18 protein-coding genes are annotated in these 25,557 nt (G+C 62.4%); 11 read left to right on the forward strand and 7 right to left on the reverse strand.

What is annotated here, in order from left to right; genetic code table 11:
* The first annotated feature begins 72 nt into the window (after positions 1–72).
* From pxpB to D3Y59_RS02400, 6 genes are all read left to right on the forward strand, one after another.
* Positions 73–810, forward strand: coding sequence for a 5-oxoprolinase subunit PxpB (pxpB, locus tag D3Y59_RS02375; RefSeq protein ID WP_119443588.1), 738 nt, complete (start codon positions 73–75; stop codon positions 808–810).
* The gene (locus D3Y59_RS02380) at positions 800–1,816 is read left to right on the forward strand and encodes a 5-oxoprolinase subunit C family protein (protein ID WP_119443589.1); all 1,017 of its coding nucleotides are present in this window, start codon (positions 800–802) and stop codon (positions 1,814–1,816) included. The genes pxpB and D3Y59_RS02380 overlap by 11 nt, the downstream gene beginning before the upstream one ends.
* Positions 1,813–2,595 carry a 5-oxoprolinase subunit PxpA gene (pxpA, locus tag D3Y59_RS02385; RefSeq protein ID WP_119443590.1) on the forward strand — a complete coding sequence of 261 codons (783 nt, stop codon included), beginning with the start codon at positions 1,813–1,815 and terminating at the stop codon, positions 2,593–2,595. The genes D3Y59_RS02380 and pxpA overlap by 4 nt, the downstream gene beginning before the upstream one ends.
* Positions 2,592–3,776: an NRAMP family divalent metal transporter gene (locus D3Y59_RS02390; protein WP_119443591.1), complete on the forward strand. Its 1,185-nt coding sequence runs from the start codon at positions 2,592–2,594 to the stop codon at positions 3,774–3,776. Before pxpA ends, D3Y59_RS02390 begins: the two co-directional genes overlap by 4 nt.
* A gap of 90 nt (positions 3,777–3,866) precedes the next feature.
* Positions 3,867–4,367, forward strand: coding sequence for an RNA polymerase sigma factor (locus D3Y59_RS02395; RefSeq protein WP_119443592.1), 501 nt, complete (start codon positions 3,867–3,869; stop codon positions 4,365–4,367).
* 2 nt (positions 4,368–4,369) lie between these two features.
* Entirely contained in the window at positions 4,370–4,975 is a 606-nt protein-coding gene (locus D3Y59_RS02400; protein WP_119443593.1) for a hypothetical protein, read from the forward strand.
* 130 nt (positions 4,976–5,105) lie between these two features.
* Here D3Y59_RS02400 and D3Y59_RS02405 read toward each other — a convergent pair whose 3' ends face one another.
* The gene (locus tag D3Y59_RS02405) at positions 5,106–6,077 is read right to left on the reverse strand and encodes a PorP/SprF family type IX secretion system membrane protein (protein ID WP_119443594.1); all 972 of its coding nucleotides are present in this window, start codon (positions 6,075–6,077) and stop codon (positions 5,106–5,108) included.
* Between the two features lie 72 nt (positions 6,078–6,149).
* Positions 6,150–11,024, reverse strand: coding sequence for a T9SS type B sorting domain-containing protein (locus tag D3Y59_RS02410; protein WP_119443595.1), 4,875 nt, complete (start codon positions 11,022–11,024; stop codon positions 6,150–6,152).
* A 601-nt stretch (positions 11,025–11,625) separates the two neighbouring features.
* On the opposite strand from D3Y59_RS02410, the gene D3Y59_RS02415 reads away from it, so the two are divergent.
* A complete protein-coding gene (locus D3Y59_RS02415) occupies positions 11,626–12,051 on the forward strand; it encodes a hypothetical protein (RefSeq protein ID WP_119443596.1) in 426 nt (141 codons plus the stop codon).
* 31 nt (positions 12,052–12,082) lie between these two features.
* Here the strand turns inward: D3Y59_RS02415 and D3Y59_RS02420 are convergent, their stop codons facing one another.
* Together D3Y59_RS02420 and D3Y59_RS02425 are read right to left on the reverse strand one after the other, a co-directional pair.
* The gene (locus tag D3Y59_RS02420; RefSeq protein WP_119443597.1) at positions 12,083–13,300 is read right to left on the reverse strand and encodes a hypothetical protein; all 1,218 of its coding nucleotides are present in this window, start codon (positions 13,298–13,300) and stop codon (positions 12,083–12,085) included.
* Entirely contained in the window at positions 13,281–14,294 is a 1,014-nt protein-coding gene (locus D3Y59_RS02425) for a DUF2157 domain-containing protein (protein WP_119443598.1), read from the reverse strand. Before D3Y59_RS02425 ends, D3Y59_RS02420 begins: the two co-directional genes overlap by 20 nt.
* A 130-nt stretch (positions 14,295–14,424) precedes the next feature.
* Here D3Y59_RS02425 and dinB point away from each other — a divergent pair, with 130 nt between their 5' ends.
* Positions 14,425–15,507, forward strand: coding sequence for a DNA polymerase IV (gene dinB / locus D3Y59_RS02430; protein ID WP_262696958.1), 1,083 nt, complete (start codon positions 14,425–14,427; stop codon positions 15,505–15,507).
* Between the two features lie 34 nt (positions 15,508–15,541).
* Here the strand turns inward: dinB and pulA are convergent, their stop codons facing one another.
* Together pulA and D3Y59_RS02440 are read right to left on the reverse strand one after the other, a co-directional pair.
* Positions 15,542–17,539, reverse strand: coding sequence for a type I pullulanase (gene pulA / locus D3Y59_RS02435; RefSeq protein WP_119443599.1), 1,998 nt, complete (start codon positions 17,537–17,539; stop codon positions 15,542–15,544).
* A gap of 57 nt (positions 17,540–17,596) precedes the next feature.
* Positions 17,597–18,238 carry a sce7726 family protein gene (locus D3Y59_RS02440; RefSeq protein ID WP_119443600.1) on the reverse strand — a complete coding sequence of 214 codons (642 nt, stop codon included), beginning with the start codon at positions 18,236–18,238 and terminating at the stop codon, positions 17,597–17,599.
* 482 nt (positions 18,239–18,720) lie between these two features.
* Between D3Y59_RS02440 and D3Y59_RS02445 the strand changes: the two genes are divergently transcribed.
* The gene (locus D3Y59_RS02445) at positions 18,721–21,444 is read left to right on the forward strand and encodes a S8/S53 family peptidase (RefSeq protein ID WP_205590865.1); all 2,724 of its coding nucleotides are present in this window, start codon (positions 18,721–18,723) and stop codon (positions 21,442–21,444) included.
* Between the two features lie 100 nt (positions 21,445–21,544).
* Here D3Y59_RS02445 and D3Y59_RS02450 read toward each other — a convergent pair whose 3' ends face one another.
* Positions 21,545–23,740 (reverse strand): ATP-binding protein, encoded by a 2,196-nt coding sequence (locus D3Y59_RS02450; RefSeq protein ID WP_119443601.1) that lies wholly within the window; start codon positions 23,738–23,740, stop codon positions 21,545–21,547.
* A 641-nt stretch (positions 23,741–24,381) separates the two neighbouring features.
* Here D3Y59_RS02450 and D3Y59_RS02455 point away from each other — a divergent pair.
* Together D3Y59_RS02455 and D3Y59_RS02460 are read left to right on the forward strand one after the other, a co-directional pair.
* Positions 24,382–25,140 (forward strand): DUF305 domain-containing protein, encoded by a 759-nt coding sequence (locus D3Y59_RS02455; protein ID WP_162910490.1) that lies wholly within the window; start codon positions 24,382–24,384, stop codon positions 25,138–25,140.
* 106 nt (positions 25,141–25,246) lie between these two features.
* Positions 25,247–25,498 carry a hypothetical protein gene (locus tag D3Y59_RS02460; protein WP_119443603.1) on the forward strand — a complete coding sequence of 84 codons (252 nt, stop codon included), beginning with the start codon at positions 25,247–25,249 and terminating at the stop codon, positions 25,496–25,498.
* The last annotated feature ends 59 nt before the right edge of the window (positions 25,499–25,557 follow it).

A 25,557-nucleotide genomic window follows, 5' to 3' on the forward strand; every position in this document is an offset into this window, starting at 1 on the left:
TATTTACCGAAACGCGTGTTCATCGGGCCAGATCAGTACCTAGGGAATAAGTAAAAGTAAGTTGCAGGGCCGATGAATGAACACACCACTCCCGAGCCGCAACCCGCCGTACAGCTGTACCCGCTGGGCGATGCGGCCGTGGTGATTGAGTTCGGTAAGAGCATAAGCCCCGCCACGCACGAGCGGGTGCAGGCGTTTTGCAACCGGCTAGAGCAACAGCCGTTTGTAGGGTTGGTAGAGTACGTACCCGCCTTTACCACCGTAACCGTGTACTACGACCCGTGGCGGCTGCGCCAGCAAGCCGCCACGCCCTACGATGCCGTGCTGCAACAACTGGAGCAGCTGCTGCGCCGCACCAGTATTGCAACCGAAAAGCCGGCCCCGCGCGTGGTGGAAATACCCGTATGCTACGGCGGTGCATACGGCCCCGACCTCGATTGGCTTTCCAAGCACCTAAGCCTGCTGCCCGAGCAAGTAATAGCCCTGCACGCCGCCCCCCAATACCTGGTGTACATGATTGGGTTTGCGCCGGGCTTCCCGTACCTGGGCGGGCTCGATGCGCAATTAACCGCCCCGCGCAAAGCGCAACCGCGCCCGTTGGTGCCCGCCGGCGCGGTAGGCATTGCCGGCCAGCAAACCGGGGTGTACCCGCTGGCCACGCCGGGCGGTTGGCAGCTGATCGGGCGCACGCCGTTGCGCTTGTTTCGTCCCGAGGCCGAGGTGCCCAGCCTGCTGCAAGCCGGCGACCGGGTGCGCTTTGTGCCGATATCCGCCGCCGAATACCAGCGCCTCCAGCAGCATGAGCTTTAGCATCCTCAGCCCCGGCCTGCTCACCACCGTGCAAGACCTAGGCCGCGTGGGGTACCAAAAGCAAGGCATCATCGTGAGCGGCGCCATGGATGCAACGGCCCTGCGCCTGGCCAACCTGCTGGTGGGCAACCCCGAAAACACCGCCGGCCTGGAGCTAACCTTGCTGGGGCCCAAAATTCGCTTCGAAACCGACCAGCTAATTGCCCTTGCCGGCGCCGATCTGTCACCTGCCGTCGATGGTGAGCCGGTGCGCATGTGGCGGCCGGTGCTGGTACGTGCCGGGGCGGTGTTATCGTTCGGAGCACCTAGGGCGGGCAGCCGGGCCTACCTGGCCATAGCCGGCGGGTTGGCGCTGCCGCCGGTGCTCGGCAGTCGCTCTACGTACCTGCGCGCCGGTTTGGGCGGGCTGCAGGGCCGGGCTTTGCGCAAAGGCGATGCAGTGCCGTGTGCCAAACCAAACGCCCGCGCCGCCAAGTTGATGCGGGTGCTGGCAACCAATGCCGATGCCCTAGGTCGGCGGTGGGCCGAGGCGGCGTGGGCACCCGATCCGGCCCTGCTGCCGCGCCACGAAAGCAGCCTCGAAATACGCGCCACAACGGGCCCCGAGTACCACCTGTTTTCGGCCGAAAGCCAAGGGCACTTGTGGGAGCAGGAATACAGCCTCAGCACCGAGTCGGACCGCATGGGGTACCGTTTGCTTGGGCCCCAATTGGTGCTCGAAAATCCGCAGGAGCTGCTTTCGAGTGCCGTTACGTTTGGCACGGTACAAGTGCCCGCGGGCGGCTTGCCGATTGTGCTGATGGCCGACCACCAAACCACCGGCGGCTACCCGCGCATTGCCCAAATCATCACGGCCGATTTAGCCCGGCTGGCGCAGTTGCCCCTAGGTGGTAAAATCCGATTTCGGGAGGTTACTTTGGCCGAAGCGCAGCAGCTATACCTGCAGCACGAGCAACAAGTCCGCGCCCTGCGCGAGGGCATTCACCTGAAACTGCAGCATCCATGAGCGCAAGCTTTACCGTTGATCTGAACTGCGACCTAGGCGAAAGCTTCGGCGCCTACCACCTCGGCACCGACAAAGCCATCTTGCCCTTCGTTACCTCGGCTAACATTGCCTGCGGTTTTCATGCCGGCGACCCCGCCGTGATGAAGCGCACCGTGCGCCTGGCCCTGCAGCACAACGTAGCCATTGGTGCCCACCCTGGCCTGCCCGACCTTGTAGGCTTTGGCCGCCGCGAAATGGCCGTTTCGGCCGAAGAAGCGCACGATATGGTGGTGTACCAGTTGGGCGCACTCGATGCGTTCGTACGGGCCGAAGGCGGCCGCATGCACCACCTGAAGCCCCACGGTGCGCTCTACAACATGGCCGCCGTAAACGCCGCCCTCGCCGAAGCCATTGCCGAAGCCATGTACCGCGTAAACCCCGAGCTGGTGCTCTACGGCTTGGCCGGTAGCGAGCTGATTCGGGCCGGCGAAAAGCTAGGCCTGCGCACCGCCCACGAGGTGTTTGCCGACCGCACCTACCAGCCCAACGGCACCCTCACGCCCCGCCGCCAACCCGATGCGCTCATCACCGATTCGCAACTGGCCATTCGGCAGGTAGTGCGCATGGTGAAGGAGGGCAAAGTGCGTGCCCAGCAAGGCCCGGATGTGGCCATGCAAGCCGATACCGTGTGCATCCACGGCGACGGGGCGCATGCCGTGGCGTTTGCGCAGCAAATCAGGCAGGTATTGCAGCAAGAGGGCGTACAAGTTCGGGCCGCGCAGCACCCCGCCACCGCATGAGGCAGCGCTACAACTGGGGCGTGCTGCTAGGTGCCGCCTTCCTGATGGCTACCTCGGCGGTGGGGCCAGGTTTCCTTACTCAAACAACGGTGTTTACCGAGTCGTTGGGCGCGAGCTTTGGCTTTGTCATTCTCACGTCCATCCTCATCGACCTAGGCGTGCAGCTGAATATCTGGCGCGTAATTGCCGTTTCGGAGCGGCGCGCGCAGGATATTGCCAACGCCGTGCTGCCCGGCCTAGGCGCCGTCATTTCGGTGCTGATTGTACTCGGCGGCCTGGCCTTCAACATCGGCAACGTGGCGGGCGCGGGCCTGGGCTTGCAGGTGCTCACGGGCATCTCGGCCGAGGTGGGCGCAGCTATATCGGCGGCGCTGGCCATCGGCATTTTTCTGGTGAAAGAAGCCGGCCGGGCCATGGACCGCTTCGCGCAACTCATGGGCTTGCTGATGATTCTGGTAATTGTATACGTAGCCGTTACCTCGGCCCCGCCCGTGGCCGAAGCGGCGCTGCGCACCATAGCCCCTAACCGGTTCGACCTGATGGCCATTGTTACGCTGGTGGGCGGTACCGTGGGCGGCTACATCACCTTTGCCGGCGGCCACCGCCTGCTCGATGCCGGGGTGAAGGGCCAAGCCGCCTTGCCGCAGGTTACCTCCAGCGCCGTGTCGGGCATTACGGTGGCGTCGGTTATTCGGGTGCTGCTGTTTTTGGCTTCGTTGGGTGTGGTCAGCAAAGGGCTGGCGCTGGATGCGGCCAACCCGCCGGCCTCGGTGTTTCGGCTGGCAGCGGGCAACCTAGGGTACAAACTATTTGGCGTGGTGATGTTTGCGGCGGCTATTACGTCGGTTATCGGCTCAGCTTACACGTCGGTGTCGTTTCTGAAGTCGTTTCATGCCAGCATCGGACGCCACGAAAACCGCGTCATCATGGGGTTTATTCTGCTCTCCACGGTGGTGTTTGTGCTCATCGGTAAGCCTGTGAAACTGTTGGTGTTGGCCGGCGCCGTCAACGGGTTTATTCTGCCGATTACATTGGCTACCATTCTGGTAGCTGCTTACCGGCGCAACGTGGTGGGGGAGTACCGGCACCCGTGGTGGCTTACGCTGTGCGGCGTGCTGGTGGTGTTGGTGATGAGCTGGATGAGCGCCGCGGTGTTTGTGGAGCAAGTGCGCGGCTTGTAGCCGCGTGCGCAGGCACCTGGCGCAGGTTTTTTGGCCAGCCGGTGTAATGTTTTTTCGCAGCGGGCGACTAATAAGCCAAACCTCACCGCTATGCCGCTGGTAGCCTCGCCCGATTTCGTCGAAACAGTAGCCCAGTACCGGCCGATGCTTTGGCGCGTGTGCCGGTTGTACTGCCCCGCTTCGCCCGACGACCAGCGCGACTTGTACCAAGAGGTGGTGCTGCAGCTGTGGCAGGCCTGGCCGCAGTACCAGGGCCGCGCCAAGCTCAGCACCTGGCTCTACCGCATTGCGCTCAACGTGGCCATTTCGGCCTTGCGCCGCGAGCAGCGCCGCCCTGCCTCCAGCGGGCTGGATGATGCCGCTCAGGAGCTAGCCTCGCCGGGTGCCAGCGGCCCCGAAGCAGACGAGCTAGAACAACTTTACGCAGCAATCGAGCGGCTTTCCGATGTGGACAAAGCCCTGGTGCTGCTGCGCCTCGAAGAACGTCCCGACGACGAAATAGCCGACATCCTGGGCATCACCGTGAACAACGTGCGCGTGAAAATGCACCGCGCCCTGCAACGCCTACGTCAACTACTACCCCCGCAGTAACCATGGACCTCGACCGCCTCAGCCGCAACTGGCAGCAACAGCACGTGGCTGCCCCCAACACGGCCACTCCCATAGCCACCGTGGGTAGTACGCTCAGCTTTCCGGTGGCGCAAATGCAGCGCAACGCCCGGGCCGAGCTCATTGGCGCGGTGCTGTTTGGCGTACCCTTGTTGATTTGGGTGTTCTCGCTTGACTGGCGCTACGCGGCTTGGGCGGGCAGTTGGCTGGGCGTTTTGCAGCTTGCAACCCTGCTGTATCACTACCGGCAGCTGACCCTGCTGCGGACCATGCGCGGGCACCTAGGGGCTTTGCGCTCTGAGCTGCCGCAGCACATTGCCCAGCTGCGCCAGCTGCTGCGCTTAAACTACCAGTTGGGCATGTGGCTCACGGCCGTGGTTTGCGGGCTGGTGCTGGCAGGCGTGGCGTATTACGCAGCGCCGGGGCTGCCCCCCGAGGCACTAAACCGCTTTTGGGCGTGGTTGGTACTTACGCTGGCCGCCAGCTTGGCCCTCGTGCACCTGTGCCTGCGCTGGCACCACAAACACGCGTACGGCCACCATCTGGCACGCCTCGAAAGCACACTGCACGATTTAGAAAACGAAGCGTAAGGGCCTTGGCCGAAGTGGGCAACTCCGGCCAGCGTTGACTTCGTCGCACTGCGTCAGCCGAAACGCGCGCTGGCAAAAAGGCCGCCAAGGCAAGTCGCTGCCAGGGTTAAAATCAGCAGCGGAAGCATGTTTACCAGAAGCGGTTGGTGCACACTGCTTGCGCTTTCTTCTTGATGCGCAGCCCGAGCAGAATTTCGTGGCTGCCCCCGTGGTAGCCCGCCAGCTCCGAGAGGCCGGCGTCGTAGGAGTAACCTAGGGTAAACTGCTCGTAGCTGAGGCCTGCCATGGCCACCACCGCATCGAACGCGCGCCACGACACGCCGGCCCACAGCAAATCCTGGTACTTCACCTTGGCGTTCAGGTCCACGGAAAGCGGCGAGGGGTTCACGGCTTTCACCAGCACCGAAGGCACAAACGACCAGTCGCGGCTCAGGGGCACGCGCACGCCGCCCGTCAGGAAGTAGTGGCGCTTGAGCACGTTGCCCGGCGCGCCCCCCTCCAGCTGATTGGGGCCGTAGGCAAAGTTGAGGCGGTTGCCCAGCAGCTGCGCCCCCGATACCCCCACGTAAAAGCGCGAGCTGTACACCCACAAACCTACGTTGGCATCGGGCACGCGCGAGGAGGCGCTCGGAGCCACGGTGGTGGGGTCGAAGAACTGCAGCTGCGAGCCATCGACGGCAAACTGCTGCAAGCCCACCGTGGCACCTAGGGCGGCCCGCAAATCGGGGCGCAGCACCAGGTTGTAGGCGTACGAGGCGTAGATGCCGGTGCGGCTGGTAGGCCCGGTTACATCGCGGTAGATAATGCCCCCGATGGCATGAAACGGCCGGCGCCGATCGCGCAAGGTGCGCTTGCTGGTGCTGCGCCACTTGCCCAGCGAGGAGTTGGCCGTGAGGTAGTACGTTTTGGGGGCACCCTCCAGGCCGGCCCACTGCGTGCGGTGGCTGCCCTTCACATCGATGTAATCCTCCACGCCCGTGGCGCCGGGGTTCAGGAGGTAGCTGTTCTGCATGTATTGGCTGTACTGCGCCTGTTGTTGGGCCAAAGCCGGCGCGGCGGCCAGCAGCAGCGGCAGGAGCAGTAGCGGTAGAGCTCTTTGCATAACCGAAAGGTTTTTGAAGCCTATGCCCGAGAAATGCAGCCCGGCTGCGCGGGTGGCAGCCGGGTGCGCGGGTTAATACAGAATGGTAATGGAGCCGCTGTACGAGCGGCCCAGCGGACCCTTCGTGACCACGACGTAGTAGTAGGTGCCCACCGGGGCAGGCTGCCCGTTGATGTCGCCGCGCCACTCGTTGGAGCGGCCGTAGTTGTTGGCCGAGAACACCCGGTTGCCCCAGCGGTTGAACACGCTCACGGTGTTCTCCGGAAACTGTTCGATAAACTCAATCTGCCAGGTGTCGTCGCGCCCGTCGCCGTTGGGCGTAAAGGCGTTCGGAATGCGAATGGGCGGGCGCACCGTAACCGTTACCTGGTCGCTATCGGCGCAGCCTCCGGCCCCGGCCGAGAGCGTGTAGGTGGTGGTAACGGTGGGCGAGGCCAGCGGCCGCAACGAGTCGCCGGCAACAAACGTGAGGCCCGCGGCCGGCGTCCAGCGCACGGGGTAGTTGCCGTCGGCACGCCCATCGAGCCGCACCGAGGTGCCGGCCAGTATCTCCTTGTCGGGTCCGGCATCCACATCAACCGGCGGCTGAATACGCACCGGTATGCCGTTGGACACCGCTGTAACTGCTTGGGCGCACACGTTGGTGGTGCGCAGGCGCAGCGTTACGGTTTGGCCTTCGCGCAGGGTGGTGCTGGTAAACACCGGCCCCGTAGCACCGGGTACGTCGGTGCCGTTTACTTGCCACTGGTACTCGGGGGCTGGGCCGGGGTTGGTTACGTTGGTAAGGCTGAAGGTAAGCGGCGCACCTAGGCAAACCGGCCCGCCCGGCTGCACGGCAATGGCGAGGGTAGGCGGCGGGGTGGCCGTGCGCGTTACCGTAACGCTAGCAGTGGCAGGGCCCGTGGTGCACAACCCGGCGGTTGGCGTAACCTCTACGCGCACCACGTCGCCGGTGGCAACCGTGCTGCTCGTAAAGGTGGGGCCGGTCGCCACCGCTGTGTTGTTGACAAACCAGCGGAACGTGGGCGTGGCACCCGCGTTGGTGGCCACCGCCGTGAACGTGAGGGGCGTACCGGGGCATTGCACCGGCGGCTGCGCTACGGTTACCGTGGGCGTTACCAGCGGCTGCACCCGTATGGTAACCACGTTCGAAACAGCCGTAGCACAACTGCCCGTACCCGAAGTAACCCGGCGGCGGAAGTACGTGGTGGCCGACAGCGCGCCGGGCGCAAACGTCTCGGCGGTGGCCCCGCCAACGGCCGTCCAGTTCACGTTATCCGCCGACGACTCCCACTGGTACGCAAAGGTGCCCGTGCCGCCGCTCGCTCCGCTTGTGTTGCTGAGCTGCGCCGGAGCCGTGCCGGCGCATATTTCCTGATCGGCGCCAATACTGCCCGCTACCAGCGGCGGCAGCACCGTGATGATAACCGTATTGGAGGGCGCGGTGGTGCAGCCGCCCGAGGTAACCTGGCGGCGGAAGTAGGTGGTAGCCGTGAGCGGACCTAGGGTAAGCGATTCGTTGTTGGCCCCCGGAATGACCGTCCAGGTGTTGTTGTCAGTCGACGATTCCCACTGGTACGTGAACGTGCCGGTGCCGCCGCTGGCCGGAGCCGTGCTGGTAAGCGGAGCCGGGGTGGCACCTAGGCAAATGGTTTGGTTAGCGGCAATAGCGCCAGGCGTCACGGCGGGTAGCACGGTTATGGTAACCGCATTAGAAGGCACCGGTCCGCAGGCTCCTGAGCGGGCCTGCCGGCGGAAGTACGTGGTGGCCGACAGCACCCCGGGCGCAAACGTCTCGGCGGTGGCCCCGCCAACGGCCGTCCAGTTCACGTTATCCGCCGACGACTCCCACTGGTACGTGACGGCGCCACCGCCGCCCGTGGCCGGAGCCGTGCTGGTAAGCGGGGCAGGCGTAGCGCCCGCGCACAGCGTTTGACTCGCAGCAATACTGCCGGGCACCAACGCTGGCAACACCGTTACCAACACCGAGTTGGAAGGCGTGCTGGAGCAAGTGTTGGAACTCACCCGCCGGAAGTAAGTAGAGGTTGTAAGTGCGCCAGGCGCAAAGTCGGCATTGTTAGCGCCCGGTATGGCCGACCAGGTTGTGTTGTTGGTTGAGGCCTCCCACTGGTACGTAAACGTGCCCGAACCGCCCGTGGCCGGGGCCGTGCTGGTAAGCGGAGCCGGAACGGAGCCGGCACAGATGGTTTGGTCGGCGGCGATGCTGCCCGGACCTAGGGCCGGCAACACCGTTATGGTAACAGCCGAAGTAGTCACTGGGCCGCAAGGGCCCGAGGTAACCTGGCGGCGGTAGTACGTGGTGGCCGTCAGCGGGCCGGGCGCATACTCAGCGCCGTTGGCGCCGGGAATGACCGCCCAGGTGGTGTTGTCCGCTGATGATTCCCACTGGTACGTGTAGCTGCCTGTGCCGCCGGTAGGCGCCTGGGTGCTCGTGAGCGGGGCCGGCGTAGCACCTAGGCACACGGTTTGGCTGCTGCCAATGCTACCGGCCGCCAAGGCCGGCGCCACAGTAATAGTTACCACGTTGGAAACCACCGGAGCACAGCCGCCCGAACTCGCCTGACGCCTGAAATAGGTGGTTGCGTTCAGTGGGCCTGGGGCAAACGTAGGTCCGGTAGCGCCGCCTATGGCCGCCCAGGTAGTGTTATCCGCTGATGATTCCCACTGATACGCAATGGTGCCGTTGCCGCCGCTGGCCGGCGTGGTGCTGGTAAGCGGAGCCGGCGTGCCACCGGCGCAAAGTGCCTGATCGGCGGCGATAGTGCCCGCCAAGAGGGCCGGCAAAACGTTGATGGTAACAATGTTGGAGGGCGGAGCAGGGCAAGGGCCCGAAACGACCTGGCGGCGGAAAGAAGTAGTAGCCGTGAGCGGACCTAGGGTAAGCGTCTCGTTGTTGGCCCCCGGAATAGCTGTCCAGGTATTTCCGTTATCCGACGACGACTCCCACTGGTACGTAAACGTGCCCGTGCCGCCCGTGGCCGGCGCTGTGCTCGTGAGCGGAGCCGGCGTAGCACCGGCGCAAATGGTTTGGTTGGTGCCGATACCGCCCGCATTCAACGCCGGCAACACCGTAATAGCCACCGAAGCGGTAGCCCGCGGGTCGCAGTACGGATTCGTCGATCCATCGGGCAGCAGTAGCTGCGCGCTCCGCCGGAAGTAAGTAGTGCCAACGGGCAGGTTGGCCGGCGGCTGATAAGTAGCCCCGGTAGCGCCAGCAATAGCCGTGAAGGTGGTATTGTCCGTCGACGATTGCCACTGGTACACCACTGGCAAGCCGGCGTCGCTGGTGGCCGCGGCGGTGCTGGTAAGAGGTGCTGGTGCTGTTCCGGCGCACACAGTTTGCGGGGCTGCTATACTACCGGGCTCGGGCAGGTTGGGTACCCGAATGGTACCCCGGGTTTCGCGGCAAAAACAGTCGTTGGTAATGCGCAGCGTAACGGTGTAGTCGCCGGGGGTAGCGTAGGTATGAACAGGGTTTTGCTGATTTGATTTGGTGCCGTCGCCAAAGTCCCAGGAGTACACCAAGTTGTTGGCCTGAACAGCGAAGCTGGCCTGGAAAGATATCTGCCGGCAAGCCGTAATCTGGGCGCCAATTCCGGCCCGCAGCAACGAGCTTTGGTTGAAGTTGGGCAAGCCCAAGCCGCCGCGGCGCCCGCCCAGCGATAAACTGTCGTCGGCGTAGCCAATGGCTTCGCCCAGCGAGTCAGGGTAGGCAATAAAGCCAATGGCCTTTTCGTTTTCGCGGGCCACGTAAATCTTGCCGTCGGGGCCGGCCTGCATCGAGCCCAGGTTGACGGCGGTAGTTTGCTTCAACGGAATTGAAACCTTACTACCCGGCACGTTGGTGGCCGTCAAATCAAACTGCAGCAGTTGGGGCGGGGTAAGCACGGTAGCGTAGAGGCGGCTCCGGCCGGGCGAAAACTCTACGCCGTAATAGCGACCCACGCCGCTGTCAATCACGCGCGGGTTGCTGACCTGCCCGGTGGCCGCGTCGAACGCAAATAGCTCAACCGTGCTGCTGTTGTCGCCGAGGGTTTCGCTGTAGCGCGCTACGGCCAGCTGCTCGCCATCGGGCGTTACTTTCATTTGCCCACGGTACCCCTGTGGCCCCGCGTGCACGGAGCCTACCACCGAAACGACGGGGTTGGGCTGCACACCAGCCGGCGTTACCTGGTACGCCAGAAAAGCGTCGCCGCGGTTTTCGTTGCCGGAGGTGGCGGGGCCGTAGCCGTGCACGATAACCCAGATGTCGCAGCCGTTTTTGTGCTGCACCGCGGTCATTTTTTCGGCGGTGCCGCGTGTCAGGAGCGTGTTTTTGGTGGCGGCAACCACTTCGCCCTGCCCACCGGCCGGAATCACAATTTCGGAGTAGCTGAGGCCTTTAGGGCCGCCCTGGGCATCCTGCGTGAACAGGTAGTAGGTGCGCGGGGCACCCGGCGCCACAATCCCCGGCTTGCGAATGGCCAGGGGGCCATCGGTACCTAAGCGGTTGCCGCCCAAGCCAGTGCCGTTGGGCATAATGCTGTGGTTGCGGCTCCACACGGTATCACCGTTGCTGTAAAACAGCAGGGCGCCGTTGCCGTCCGACATCACGCCCGAGCCGGCCGGAGCTACCATTTGCCCGTCGGTGAGCACCTTGGGCGGAATGGAATCGGTGGCCTGGTTGAAATCCAACCCGGCCTTGTAGCCGAAGTACCAGTTGTTGATGTACTTCTCGTCTTCGCTGCACTCGGGCGGGGGCGTGGGTGCTTGCGCATGGGCCGTAGTGGCCGCAGCGCTTAGCAGCACGAGCAGCGCCAGCAACCGCCAACCCGCCGATAGCCCCTGCCTTAGCCGGTGCCGCCTGCGGCGTGGGGCGTGGGGCGTGGCTGGGGGCAAAAACGTGCAAGCATCCGAGTGGGCAGGGTGGTAGAGCGCTGCGGACATAGTAGGGCAGGTAAGTAGCCGGACAGATGAGTGGGTGTTGGCGAAAAACTACCACTCGCTGCCCTTGCGGATCAGAGCCTGATAGTCAGCTGCTGCAGAAACGAAAAGCGCTGCCACCGGCGTCCCTAAGCTACACACTGCCCGTCAGGTTTATGCAATGTAATGTTTAAATAGTGCCAGCTAAGGCGAGGGCGCAGGTAGCCTGTAAATGATTTGCAATAAGCCCGTTTGGTTGCCTTGGCCAAAAGAAAGACAGCCGGAAAAGGCTCTGCTAAAATGGCTTTTTTAGGCGCCGTAGCATCACGCTGGGCGAAGGCTATTTCGGCATATACCCTAACGAGCAAATCATGTACGCTAGTGCATGGCCGGCACCGGGCAGCTACAAGTTGCAGTAGGGGTGGCGGGCTGCCCCGCGGTAGGTATCGGGCATGGTGGCGTTGAGCTGGTTTTTAAATAGCTAACAACGCCTGGGCCATTGGGTTATTTCAGCCGTATAACCACACAGCTACTTACCCCCGCCGAGGGGCAGCTATTTATTAACCGGGCCTTATCTGCGGCAGCAACGGTGTGCACCTGCTGCTGTGTTAACTAGTCAGAACCAATGAAAGCCGACTACGCCAACTTTGCCAACCCCGTGGCCGAAGTGTGGGCCGATGCCTTGGGCTTCGCGGTGCTGCGCTGGAAACCAGGCCCTAGGTCGTTTCCGGAATTTCAGGAAGCTATGAACGCCCTGCTGTGCCTAATTCGCACCCTGGGTACCGGAAAGGCCTTGGCCATCCTGACAGGCATGGCCCCGATTACGGCCGAAGAATACCAGTGGGTACTCACGCACTGGCTACCGCGGGCCGTGGTGCAAGGGCAGTGCCGGTACGCCGCCCTCGTAAACCCCACCGATGATATTGATTGGCAGAGCGAAGTCTCGTCGCGCTACTACACCAGCCTGCCGCCCGAGTACGAAACCTTTGCCGACGAAGAAGCAGCCCGCGACTGGCTGGTGCGGCAAGTAGTTATCCAGTCGCGCTACTAACGGGTGCGCTGGCGCGGCTAAGATGGCGCGCTTAATAATTGCCCGTAGCGCCGCCGCCGCCAGCGTGGCCCCCGCCGAAGGCAAAAGCCGGCTCGGCGGGCGCGGCCGGTTTGTTCAGCTGCACCGTTACCAGCGCCTCCAGGTTTAGCGGGTCGTTTTCCTGAATGGGAGCCGCCGTGAGGCCGTGCTTGGGCTGGCGCAGGTAGCGCAGGCAAACGGCCGCAAGCACCACCAGCGCGGCGCCACCTAGGGTAAGGGCAGCCTCAAGGGGCAGCACCGAGCGGTAGTGGCGCACGGTGTAGAGCGAAAACGCAAACGTGAGCAAGCCCACATGCAGCAAAATGCGGTTGTGCTTGCGCAGCCCCAGCACCACGTAAGCCACCGGAATAGCCGCCGTGAAAAAGTAGAACAGCGGAGCAAACGCAACTTGCACGGAAGCGGGCAAGTTGTTGAGCGCCGCGTTGGCCTCGCGAACCACCAGGTAGTTGCCGCCCAGGTAGCCCGTAACAAGCGCCAGGGCCGAAGTAAGCCGAATGCAGGTGCGATAATACAAGTAATCGGGGCGCAGCTTCAGTTGCTGCAGCACCACATACGCAGCGCCCGAAACCAGCATCAGCACGAAGGGCAGCACCACTTTACCCAGGGCAAATTGCAGCGCGAAGGTGGCCACCACCAGCAGCGCGGTGCCGTAGCAAACGGCAGCCACCAGGGCATCGGCGTAGCGCACCACGGCGGCAAACAGCAGCGCCACTACCGGCACGAGCAGCAGCCAAAACAAACCCCGCCCGATGAGCACATCGTCGAAGATGGGCAGGCCGAGGATGTGGCCGTAGAACAAACCTAGGGCCGTGAGAAATGAACCCAGGGCAAAGTAGAGCAGGGCATTGTCGGAGCCGGAGTGGTAGAGGCGGGAGTTGCGGATAAAAGCATCGAGCGCCACAATTGTTACCGCGCCCATGAGCAACGAATCGACGAGCAGCACGCTTTCGAACGTTACTACCCGGGTATCGGCCAGGCCGCTGCCGAACATCAGCAGAAACAAGCCCCCGGCCATGAAGCAGCCGAACCACGTGAACAGAAACAAGCCAACCTTGATGAAGAAGTTGGGCTGGTAGAAATCGAGCGGATAGGCCTGCACGATGGACGTGGCCTGCGCCTCGGTTAGCAGGTTCGTTTTCAGCCAGCGGCGGGCACGGCGGCGCACCTCCTGGTTGAAAATCCACTCGGGGTTATAAGCCTTCGGATTCATGGCCGCGTACGATTTTCTTGAGGTTTTTCAGCAGCCAGATTACCCCCGCCGCCGAAGCCGGGAAGTAAACCATAGCGCAGTAAACGGCCGCGATAGATAGTATGGTGCTGTCGAGCGCGGCAATCAGCTGAATAAAGGTGTAGGTAACGGCCACGTAGCCGTACAGCGCCGCTAGCAGCACAAACAGGTACGAGTGGCTGCGCCGGCCGTACTGCCACAATCCGGCACTAAAAGCCAACAGCAAAACCACCCCAAGCGCAGCGGGTAAATGGGCCGTATCGTCGCTGCGGAACAGCGAAGTAAGGGCAGCCAGCAAGGCCAGGTTGCTGCCCATCAGCACGTAGGTGTAGGCAAAGTGCGGCTTGCGGTGGTAGCGCTCCGAGGCCAGGCCGGCCGCCATCAGGGCCATGCCCAGCAGCACGGCAATGACATCGAGGTAAGGCGCCGAAAAGTCGTTTTGCTTGAACATGTCGGCCGGGGCGGCGGCAATGCCTACCCAGGCCGCCAGCGCCGTGATGCCCATGGCCAGTACGCCCCGATGATCGAAGCGGTAGGCGCAGTAGAAAAACAGCAGCGCGGGGAGCAGCGGTATCAGCCCGTAGCGCGAGCCAAACACCGTGTACTGCGCCTGCAGGTAGCCTTCGAGCGTAAGGAAAGTAAGGCAGCCGAGCAGCAGGGCGTAGTCGGCAAACACCGAAATCCTAGGTGCTTCGGCCCAGGTAAACGGCTGCCGGCGCCAGTAGGCATAGCCAAACCCCGCGGCCGATACCGCCGCAATGGCTCCTACGATTACGGCGTGGCTGATGCTGTCGAGGTTTTGGTAGATGTAGATGCCTAGGCCCGTGCTAAGCAGCGTAACACCCAACGAAAGCAAAGCGCGCAGCTCGAAGTACAGCGAAAAGGGCTTGGTGCGCTCGTGCTGGGCCAAAGCCTCGGCATGCTCGGGCGTTACGATTTGCCGCTCTTGCAGCGAGGGTAATATGGTGGGGTCCATGGATAAGTTTATCGATAAGGGCCTCGGGCGAGGGCAAGCAAATTGGGAATAATATAGGTGTTTTTGGATGCTTTGCCGATGTAGCGGCGCGCGGGCTGATTCTGTAACTTCGTAACCTCGACAACAGCACGTGGAAGCGGCCGAAGCACAGCGGAAGATTATTCACCTAGACATGGACGCGTTCTATGCCTCGGTGGAGCAGCGCGACAACCCCGTGCTGCGCGGCCAGCCCGTGGCCGTAGGCGGCTCGCGCCAGCGCGGCGTGGTGGCGGCGGCCAGCTACGAGGCGCGGCAGTTTGGCGTCCGCTCGGCCATGCCCTCGGTGGTAGCGCAGCGCAAATGCCCGCACCTAGTCTTCGTAAAACCGCGCTTCGAGGTGTACAAGGAAGTGTCGCGGCAAGTGCGGGCCATTTTTGCCGAGTACACCCCCCTGATCGAGCCCGTGTCGCTCGACGAAGCCTACCTCGACGTAACGCACAACCTCAAGCAAATGGCCTCGGCCACGCGCATCGCCGAGCAAATTCGGGCCAAGATTTTCGAGCAAACGCAGCTCACGGCCTCGGCGGGCGTGTCGTACAACAAGTTTTTAGCAAAGCTGGCCTCCGACTACCAAAAGCCCAACGGCTTGTTCGTCATTAAACCACACGAGGGGCTGGGGTTTGTGGAGCCGCTGAAGGTGGGCGACTTCCACGGCATTGGGCCCGTTACGGCCGCACGCCTCAACCAGCTAGGCATTTTTACCGGGGCCGATTTGCGGCAGCAGTCGGAGCAGTGGTTGCGGCAGCATTTCGGCAAGGCCGGCTCGTACTACTACGCCATTGCCCGCGCCATCGACCACCGCCCCGTGGTAGCCGACCGCGTGCGCAAATCCGTAGGCTCCGAAAACACCTTCGAGCAAGACCTAACGGAGTACGAGGAGTTGGTGGCCAGTTTGCAACCTTCCATCGACGAAGTATGGGAGTACTGCCAGCGCACCGAGGTGCTGGGCCGCACGGTTACGCTCAAGGTTAAGTACGCCGATTTCCAGCTCATCACGCGCAGCCGCACCAGCTTCGCGCTCATCAGCTCGCAGGCGTTGCTGGAGCGCATTACGCTCGAACTGCTCGCAGCCCTGTTGCCCATGCCCAAAGGGGTACGCCTCCTAGGTGTTTCGCTTTCCAACCTCGACAACACCGACGAGCTGGTGGGGCGCCAACTGGTGCTGGAGCTGTAAGCCACCTAGGGCGCACCAACGCTCGCGGAAACAGTTACTGCACCAGAATAAGGGCCGAGGTAGTGGGCAACTGCACCGGCGCTTGCTGCACTTGTAGTTGCCCGAGGCCTTGCTCGGCGTTTAGCTCGCTGCCGCGCAGCATCACCGTGTAAGCCCCTGCCGGAATGCTCATCGCAGCGGCCGTGCGGTTGCCGTTGAAGAGCACCACAATGTTCTTCCATTTGTCGCCGCCCGCGTTGTCGCGCAGGCGGTAGCCGATGGTACCGGCGGGCATGTTCGGCAAAAACTCCAGGTGCTGCTGAATGAGGGCCTGCGTGGGCAATCGGAAGGCCGGGTGGTTGCGGCGCATGGCCAGCAACCGCCGATGAAACTCGTAGACGGAAGCATACCGGGCTTTGCGGCTCCAGTCGATTTGGTTTACGCTATCGGGTTGGTTGTAGGAGTTGTGCGAGCCGCCTTTGGTGCGCAAAAACTCATCGCCGATGGGCAGAAACGGCACCCCTTGCGAGGTGAATACAATGGCATGGCTCAGCAAGGCCATGTTGATGCGCTCGGCCTCGGTAGTGCCGGGGTTGGCTACCTGCAGCTTGTCCCATAGCACGCGGTCGTCGTGGCAGGCCACGTAGTTGATGCTTTGCTCGGGTGCAGCGGCCCAGGGCGCCTGGGAGTAGTTTACCAGGGCGTAGTTTAGCTGCGGGTGGCGCGTGGCGGCTACAATGCCAAACTTCACGCTTTCCTCGAGGCTGGGTTGGCCGCTGGCAAAGCCGCGCTCGGCTTGCCGTGCGTAGTGGCCCTTCACGCCGTCGCGCAGCTCATCGCCGAAGGCAGCCACGCGCTCAAGCTGCAGCACGTTGGCTTTCACGGCACGTTGGCTTTCGGGCAAGGGGCTGGGGCCAGCGGCCCAGCCTTCGCCGTACACGTAAATGCTGCGGTCTTGCGTATCCAAGGCGGCGCGTACGGCCCGCATGGTTTCGAGGTCGAGAATGCCCATGAGGTCGAACCGGAAACCATCGACGTGGTACTGCTGCGCCCAATACGCCACCGACTCCACAATCAGCTTGCGCACCATGGGGCGCTCCGAGGCTACCTCGTTGCCACAGGCGCTGGCGTCAGCAAATTTGCCGTTGGCGGTTTGGCGGTAGTAGTAGCCGGGCACCAGTTGCTCGAAGGGGTGACGGCCTGCATCGGCCGTGTGGTTGTACACCACATCGAGCACCACGCGTAGGCCCTGTTGGTGCAGCGCTTGCACCATTTGCTTAATTTCGAGGATGCGCGCCGCGGGCGCGGCTGCCGCCGAAGCATAAGAGCCCTCTGGCACCGTGTAGTGCAGCGGGTCGTAGCCCCAGTTGAAGGGGCGCTTTTCCGTGGGCAAGCTTTCGTCGATGGAGGCAAAGTCGTTGGTGGGCAGCAGGTGCACGTGCGTAATCCCGAGCTCGGTGAGGTGGTCGAGGGCGGTGCGTACGCCGTTGGGGCCGTGGGTGCCGGTCTCGGCAAAGCCCAGGTACTGCCCTTTGCGCCGCACTCCCGATTGCGGATGCGTGCTCAGGTCGCGCACGTGCACCTCGCCAATTACAATGTCGGTGGCTTTACCTAGGGCCGGGCGCTGGTCGCGGCTCCAGTTGGCGGGGCTGGCATTGGCAGGGTCGAGCCAGGCACCGCGTTGTCCATTTAGGCCTACTGCGTGTACATACGGGTCGGCCACTTCGGCCATGGTTTTTCCGGCAATGGTGGCTTGCACGGTGTAAAAACCGGTGGTGTTGGCCGGCAGGGTATAGGTCCAGGTGCCGCCCTCGGCTTTGCGCATGGCATAAGTAGTCCGTGCTTTGCCGCCGGTGCCCGCATTGTAGAGGCGCAGCTGCAGGCTTTGGGCCGTGGGCGCCCACACCTGCAGGGTGCCCTGGCCTTTGCTGAAGGTGAGGCCTAGGTCGGCGCCGTTGTAGGTAGGGTAGTGGGCGTAGTCGGGCACCGACTGAGCAACCACGGCTGGGCCGCTGCCGAGGGCGAGCAGCAAAAGCAACAAAGGGCGAATCATAGGGCCAAGGTCGGGAGTTGGCCGCACGAATCACAAACCGGTATACCTAGACCTAGCTCACGCCGCGCGGCGCACGCGGACTTTGGTAGCAGTAGCGCGTTTGGTTTTGGGCTTTTTGCGCCGCCGTACGGGCCGGCTCAGGCGTTCGGCTTTGCGCACAGCGCGGGCCTCGAGGCGCTGGGGCATGCGCTGCATCAGGCGGGTGCGCACAAACTGCGCCAGCTGCGACAGCGGAATGGAGTGGGCCGTGTTCAGCAGCTTGGTGATGTCGCGGCGGCGCAGCAGGCCCACGTGGTACAGCCCTAGGTCGGTTAGAAACTCCTTAACCTCGGTAAGGCGCAGCAAGCCCGCCACCGCGCCGCGCTGCACGGTGGCATTGTAGCCCGCGGCGCGGTGCGGCCGCAAGCCCTCGGGCGTAGCTACCAGCACGCCTACCCACTCGGGCACTAACGGCAACAGCTTTTCGAGGTGCTTTTCGGTGACAACGAAGGTTACCAAATCGTAGGCGTTGGCGTAGCAGGGCAGCTGTTTGGGCACGCGCTGCAGGGTGTCGTTGTCGCCTTTTACCTCGAAACCGTGCATGTAGTGCTCCGTGATGTGCACCACATCGGCGCGGGTGGTGCTGGTGGGCAGCTCATCCACGTACACGCCGCCTTGCAGCAGCGGGTAAAGCATTGCTCGAATTTCGGGGTCGTTCATCAGTCGGCAGCGTAGGGCGGACCTAGGGCTACGTGCTGGAGCAGTGTGCCAGCAGCACCGCAAAGGTACGCGCTTGTGCTCCAACCCAGCCGCGTCGGGAAAGGCGGAAATAAGATATATCTAATAATTCCTATGTAGCTGCCGGGCGGCGAAGGTGCTAGGAGGTGCCAAAACTACCCAAAGCTGTTGCCGACGAGCCAGCCGGGCAAGACAGCCAACTTAAGGGGTTTTATTGAGACTAATGCAATCAAAAACTGTAAATATTTTATTTTTTGAAATCTAAAACCAATCACATTCCCGGATTCGTAAAGGCCTCAACAAACCGAACAGCAATTTGTTTAGCCGGGGTAAATAGCACGCCTGTGTTGGGCCGTGTGGTTGGGTAAAGTTCTGCGACTTGCCGCTAGTAGGACTTTGTGTGGATGCGTTGCCTTGGGATGAACTGCCGATTCGGTTGATCTTTCACCCCAACCAACACCTTAATGACCAAATCTTTATCCGCGCTGCTCGTGGCTTTGCTGGCGAGCGGCAGCTCCTTCGCCCAAGCCTTGGTCGACCCTGAAATCCGGGCGGCGTTGCAGTCGAACCCGGTTGCTCAGGTAATCATCACCTTCAAAGGCGAAGGCGCACCCCAAACCACGCAACTCAGCCTGTTGCGACAATTGGGGCTTACCAAGGGCGTCACTTTCCGGTCGTTGCCCATCGTGGGCAGCCTAGCCACTGCAGCTCAGGTGCAAGCCTTGGCCGAGCGCCCCGAAATCCGATCCATCTACCTAAACAAACGCCTTAAGTACTACAATTACGACGCAACCAACCTCACGGGCGTGAAGCGCCTGCGCACCGATGCCAACCTGATTGCCCGCAACAACGGCATGCCGGTTTCGGGCAAAGGCATTGGGGTGGTAATCAACGACAGCGGGGTCGACGGCACCCACGACGACATCAAATCGGGTACGCACTTGGTGCAAAACGTGCTGGGCTCCATCAACCTGAACGCGGTTGATGCCATGCTGCCCGTTACGTACCTCGAGAACGTGCCCAACACCGACAACAACTCGGGCCACGGCACGCACTGCGCCGGTACGGTGGGCGGCAACGGCGCCAAATCGGGCGGCAAGTACGAGGGCGTAGCGCCCGGCGCGTCGCTGATTGGCTACGGCTCGGGCGCCGCGCTGCTGGTGCTCGACGGCATTGGCGGCTTCGACTACGCTATTACGCACCAGGCGCAGTACAACATCCGGGTAATCAGCAACTCGTGGGGTTCCTCGGGTAAGTTCGATCCGGAGCACCCCATCAACCTTATTTCGAAGAAGGCCTACGACCGCGGCATGGTGGCCCTGTTTGCGGCCGGCAACGAGGGCCCCGGCTCCGATACGCACAACCCCTACGCCATTGCACCGTGGGTAATTTCGGTGGGCGCCGGCGACAAATACGGCAAGCTGGCCGATTTCTCGTCGCGCGGGGTGAAAAACGAAGGCGGCACGTTTGCCGTCGATGGCCAAACCTGGACGTACCAAAACCGCCCTACGCTGGTTGCCCCGGGCGTTGACATTGTATCGACGCGGGTTATCGGACCGGTTGCAAGCCTAGGTGCTCAGATGGACATTGAGCAGCTAGAGCCGGCGCACGTGCCGTTTTACACGCACATGAGCGGCACCTCCATGGCTACGCCGCACGTGGCCGGCGTGGTGGCCCTGATGCTGGAAGCCAAGCCGTCGTTGTCGCCGATGCAGGTAAAGCAGATACTGGAGAAGACGGCTACCAACATGCCCAACCGCGAACCGTGGGAAGTTGGAGCCGGCTACGTAAACGCCTATGCCGCCGTCGACCATGTTTTCCGCGGCTCGGTGTTTGGCGCACCCCTGAACCTGACGCGCACTTTCAACAGCAGCGTGAACGCGCAGCTGAGCGCTACGCCGTTCAGCATCAACTACAACCCGCTGATTGCGGCGGCCAACCAGCAAACCTTTCAGGTGGGCTCGGGGGTAACCAGCCTCGAGGCAAAAGTTACTGCGGGCGGGGTATCGGGCCTTACCGGCAACCCCATCAACCTGGTGCTTATCGACCCCAACGGCACGCGCTACACCTCGGGCATCAGCGCGGCGTTTGCTTTGTACCAAGATAGGGGCGTGGCCGTAGCGGCGCCCAAGCCCGGCACCTGGACGGTGCTGCTCGAGGGCCTGCGCGGCGTGGCGCTGCCCGAGAACATTTCGGGTACCATCCGTATGCTCACCACCAGCGGCACCACCGGCCTAGGTGATATTGCCGGCCACCCGGCCGAGGCAGCCATCAAAACGGCCGTGGCCGCGCGCCTGGCTGATGGCCTGAGCGGGGGCTACAAGCCCAACGAGCTGCTCACGCGCCGCCAGCTGGCCGATTACCTGCTGATGGGCCAGGCCGTGCGCCAATACCTGCCCACCACCGGCACCAGCAGCTTCACGGATGTGCAAGGCACCGACCTGCTGCTGGCCGAATCGGTAACGGGCCGCGGCGCCGCCCTGCGCGACCGTGACCACAAATTCAGGGGCGTAATGCTGCCCACGGCTACTGGTATTTTTGCCCCCGCCTCGGCAGTAAACCGCACCAGCCTGGCCTACTCGTTGGTGCAGAGCCTAGGGCTGGAAGAAGCCGCCCTGGCCCGCAACGGCAAACCCCTGACCATAGCGGTTGATGGCAAATACATTCCGGTAGATGATGCCGCCCAAATTCCAGCCGGCCTCGAAGGCTACGTAAGCGTGGCACTCGAGCTGAACCTGATCAATGCCTACTACAGCGTAACACAGGGTCCTTTCGACCTGACGCCCACCTTGCACGCCGCTTTTAAGCCAGCGCAGGCGGTTACCCGCGGCGAGTTTGCCGTAATCGTAACGCGCACCTTCACGCAGTGGGATGCCCTGACGCAGCCAGCCGCAGCCGCTCGCAGCGGCGCTCAGCCAGCGGCCACCCAGCCAAGCGAGGCCGCAGCGGCTTACCCCAACCCCTTCTCGGGCAGCACCACCATCAGCTACACCGTGGCCGAGGCTGGCTACGTAACGGTGGAGGTGTACAACGTGCTGGGGCGCAAAGTGAGAACGCTGGTGTCGGAAGCCCAGCAGCCGGGCAGCCACCAGGTTAAGTTTGATGCCAGCAGCCTCACGCGCGGTTCGTACGTGTTCAAGGTGAAAGCCGGCAGCAAGCTCACCTCCAAGCAGCTGCTGGTGCAGTAGTTAGCTTGTTGGCTCGTAACCAAAACGCCCTGCTCCACTTTGGAGCAGGGCGTTTTTTCGCTAGGGCCTAGGTAGGCAAAGGTTATGCAACAGCCGGCACCTAGGCGGGTAGCATAATTACAAACTCGGTGAATTGTCCTTCTTTGCTTGCCACGCTGAGGCCGCCGCCGTGGCCTTTGGTTACGATGTCGTGGCTGAGCGAGAGGCCGAGGCCGGTGCCTTCGCCCACGGCTTTGGTAGTGAAGAAGGGCTCGAACACGCGTTGCCGCACGGCCTCGGGCATACCCGTGCCGTTGTCGCGCACGCGCACCTCCACGCCGGTTGGGGTGCGCCGCGTGCTGATGCGTACTTCGGGCTGGTAGCCGTTGAGGCTCGCGTGCTGGCGCTTGCGCACGGCAAAAAAGGCGTTCGTGAGCAAATTCAGCAGCACGCGCCCTAGGTCTTGGGGCACGGCATGCACCTCGCCCAGGCTGGCATCGAAATCAGTGGTGAGCGTAGCCCGAAAATCGGGGTCTTGCGTTTGCACGCCCTCGTAAGCCAAGCGCAGGTACTCGGCGGCCAAAGCGTTCAGGTCGGTGGCTTCGCGCTGGCCGGTGCCCGAGCGGGAGTGCTCCAGCATGTCCTTGATAATCGAGGAGGCGCGCAAGCCGTGTTGGCTGATTTCCTGCAGGTTTTTCTTCAGGCCCGCCAAAATTTCCTGCTGCAACTGCTGCCCGTTTTGGGCCGGGGCCGGCTGCGGCATGCCGTCGATCATGTGGGTGCTTACCTCGGCAAAGCGCTTCATGAAGTTGAGCGGGTTTTGCAGCTCGTGCGCAATGCCCGCCGACACCTCGCCCACAAACGCCCACTTTTCGGCGGCCACCAGCTGGTTTTGGGTTTGCTGGAGCTGCGCCAGGGTGCGCTTGTTGATTTGCAGCTGGCGGTACAAAAACACGCCCAGCCCCGACACCACCACCACCACCGTGAACAACGCAATGATCAGCAGGCGGTTGCGCTGACGCAGGTTGAGCTCCTGCAGGGCCCGTGCTTGCTGCAGCGCGGCAATGCGGGCGTTCTGGGCTTGTTCCACCCGCTCGCCTTCGTACTGCGCTACCAAAAAGGCGCTTTGCTCTTGGTGCATCGAGTCGGTAAGGGCCAGGTACATGTGGGTGTACTCGCGCACCTTGGCGGGCTGCTGGTGCTCCACATAAAACCCGATGATGTCGCGCAGGACGCGGTAGCGCAATATCTTGAGGCGGCCGGCCGTGGCTTTGTTGTAGGCCAAGCGCCAGTGCTGCTCGGCCGGGCCGGCTTGGCCCATGGCCTCGTAGTACTTGGCCCAGGTGGCATCGAGCAAAAATTCGCCGGGCCGCCCCGAAATGCGCAGCTGCAACGAATCGGCCAGGTGCTGAGCCTGCTGGAGCATGGGTAACACCTCGCGCGCCTGGCCCATGGCAATGAGCACGGCGCTTTTTTGCACCAGCCCGTAGGCAAGGCAAGCAGCCTTGTTGGAAGGTACTTGCTTGCGGCCAACTTCCTCCAGGTTCAGGTTGGCGTAGCGCAGCGCGTTGTCGTATTCACCTTCTTGCAAATACACCTTCGAGAGCGACTGCACGGTGTAAAAGCGCTGCAGGCCTTCCACGCCATACTGGTCTTCGAGAGCCATAGCCTGGCCTAGGTATTGAAGGGCTTTCTGGGGGTTGCCCCAGTCGGCGTAGAGCGAGCCGGCTACCATCAGCTCGTTTACATAATACTTCGGGTCGAACTGCTTGAACAGGTCGGCGGCGCGCAACGCGTAGCTGATGGCTTGGTTGTAGGCACCCATGTGCCGGTAGTAGCCACTGATTACCAGGTAGCAAGCGGCCGTATTCTCGAGGGAGTTGTGCAAGCGGTAGTAAGCCAGCTTGTCGCGGAAGTACGCAAAGCGCTCCTGCGATTGGTGCAGGCGGTTGTAAAGCGGTGCCAAATCGATGAGTAGGCGCGGAACGGGGTGTTCGAGCCGATCGAACTCGGCAACGGCTTGCTTGAGTACCTCTAGGGCCTGCTGGTCGTGGCCGCCTTTTTGCCAAAGCCCCACCCCGCGGCGCAGCAGCCGGTAGGGCGTTTCGTCGATGAGTTGGGTGCGGGCGTTGAGCGTCAACAGCTCATCAACCAATGGCAGCAGTTTTTCGCGCCCTGTAGCCTCGGTTATCTCCAGCAAATCAAGCAAATGCACCATGGCGCGGATGCGCGCACTGTCGGTTTTCAGCTGCGGCAGCGTGTTGTGCAACGAGTCGTAATTGGCCGTCCAGTAGGTTCGGGAGGCCTGTGCCGGCAACGCACAAAAAAATTGAATCAGCAGAGTACCGAAAACACAAAATGCAATAGTGCGCACAAACAGGTGGGGTAGCAGTACTAGAGGGCGAAAGCAGGCTAACTTTTGCCGACGGCTGTAACACAATTACTTATTGGCAAGCCGGGACAAAAACTGCAATCGGTAAAGAAGGCAGAAAGCAAAATCGGGTACAAAATAGAAGAATTGGCAACAACTCGGGCCGCGGGCGCCCGCCAAGCGGGGCAAAGGCCTTGGGCTCGGGCACAGGCCACCGACGGGCAGTTGCACACCTAGGGCGGGTTGGCCAAGTTTAGGTGCGCAACAGGCACAAGCTAGGTGTGCTAACTACGTGTACTTAGTGATTGTGTAAAAATTTGTAAATGAGTTTTTTAATAATGGCATCGTAAACTATGGCCTGAAGCTTGCGGCATGGCCGAAGAGTAAGCTGCACGGAACCGTGCCCTAGGTGACCGGGGACGGCTGAGCGCTGGGCAACCACAGCTTAGTGCCGGCCGATTGAACCGACAGCGCGCGGCATGCGTTCGGGGCCTTAAGTTTTGGCTGATGACGCTTACTATCAACGGATTAGTTGCCGACCAGCCGCACACGCATACCTTGCTTACATCATCCTTCGTACCATGCGCATGAAAACCAGCCACTACCTGTTGCTTGCCTCGTTGGCCATTGCGGCTGCCTGCACCCGTACCGATCAGGTTCGCTCCACGCCCGAACGGGTTATCGACCGGGATAGTGTGTCGGCCGGCGTGGCTATTGCAGCCGATACGGCGGCGCCTGCAACAGCTTCGTTTACGGCAGCGTCGGGTTCGGCCCCCACTTCGGGCAAAAGCACCCTCAATCCGGCCGTGGTAGAAGCTTCGGCTAGCCTTACCGTGGCGCTCAACCGCGACGCGCAGCGCCTCTCGGCGGTGCGGGCCACCGGCAACGCCGACCACGATTTTGCCGCCATGATGGCCGAGCACGCCGTGGGCGCCGTCGACCTAGCCCGCCTGCATCTGCGCGACGGCAAAAGCCCCGAGCTGCGCAGCCTGGCCGAGCGCATTGTTGCCGAGCGCCCCGCGCAGGCCGAGCGGTTGGGCCTGATGGCCAAGCGCCTGGCCGACGCCAAACCCACCTACAACCCCCAAGATGCCACCGACGCTTATAAGGCCCGCCTGATTGGCGTGATGCGCATTATGAAGCAGCCGCTGGTTTCGTCGGAAAAAATCGACGTGGATTTTGCTCGCATGCTGCGCATTCATACGCAAAGCGGTATTGCGCTTACCAACGCCGTTATTGCCCACGGCCGCGACGCCGAGGTGAAAAAGCTGGCCCAGCGCCTGGCTTCGGAGCAAACCGCCTCGATGGCCGAAATCGATACGTGGCTGCAGCGCAACGAGCAGTAGGGCACCAGCCCTAGGTGCAGGCTCGGCAGCTCGGCCTAAACAACAAGCCCGCTACGGCGTAAGCCAGAAGGAAACCACACCACCTTTTTGCCTTCGGGCCAACGCCATGAAACGTACTTTTTTGCTGCCGGCTGTGCTGCTCTGCGGGCTTATGAGTGCCTGCAACAGCGGCTCTGACCAGGCCAGCTCCGATGCCGAAAACCCCAACACCGAAGCTGCCGCCAGTGCCGGTTCCACCAGCGGCAGCGGTACCACCGCAAGCGCCGCCAAGGGCGTAACGCGCGACTCGACCAGCGCCGACGGCCTAGCCGACGAAGCCGCCAGCGGCGACAAGAAGACGGGCATCGATCCGAACTAGCCCACGCCCACCTGCAACGCCAAGCCCGCCGGCTGGCCCTGTACCTCCTGAGTACGGGC

It is taken from the genome of Hymenobacter oligotrophus, assembly GCF_003574965.1.
GTDB classification, from domain to species: Bacteria; Bacteroidota; Bacteroidia; order Cytophagales; family Hymenobacteraceae; genus Solirubrum; species Solirubrum oligotrophum.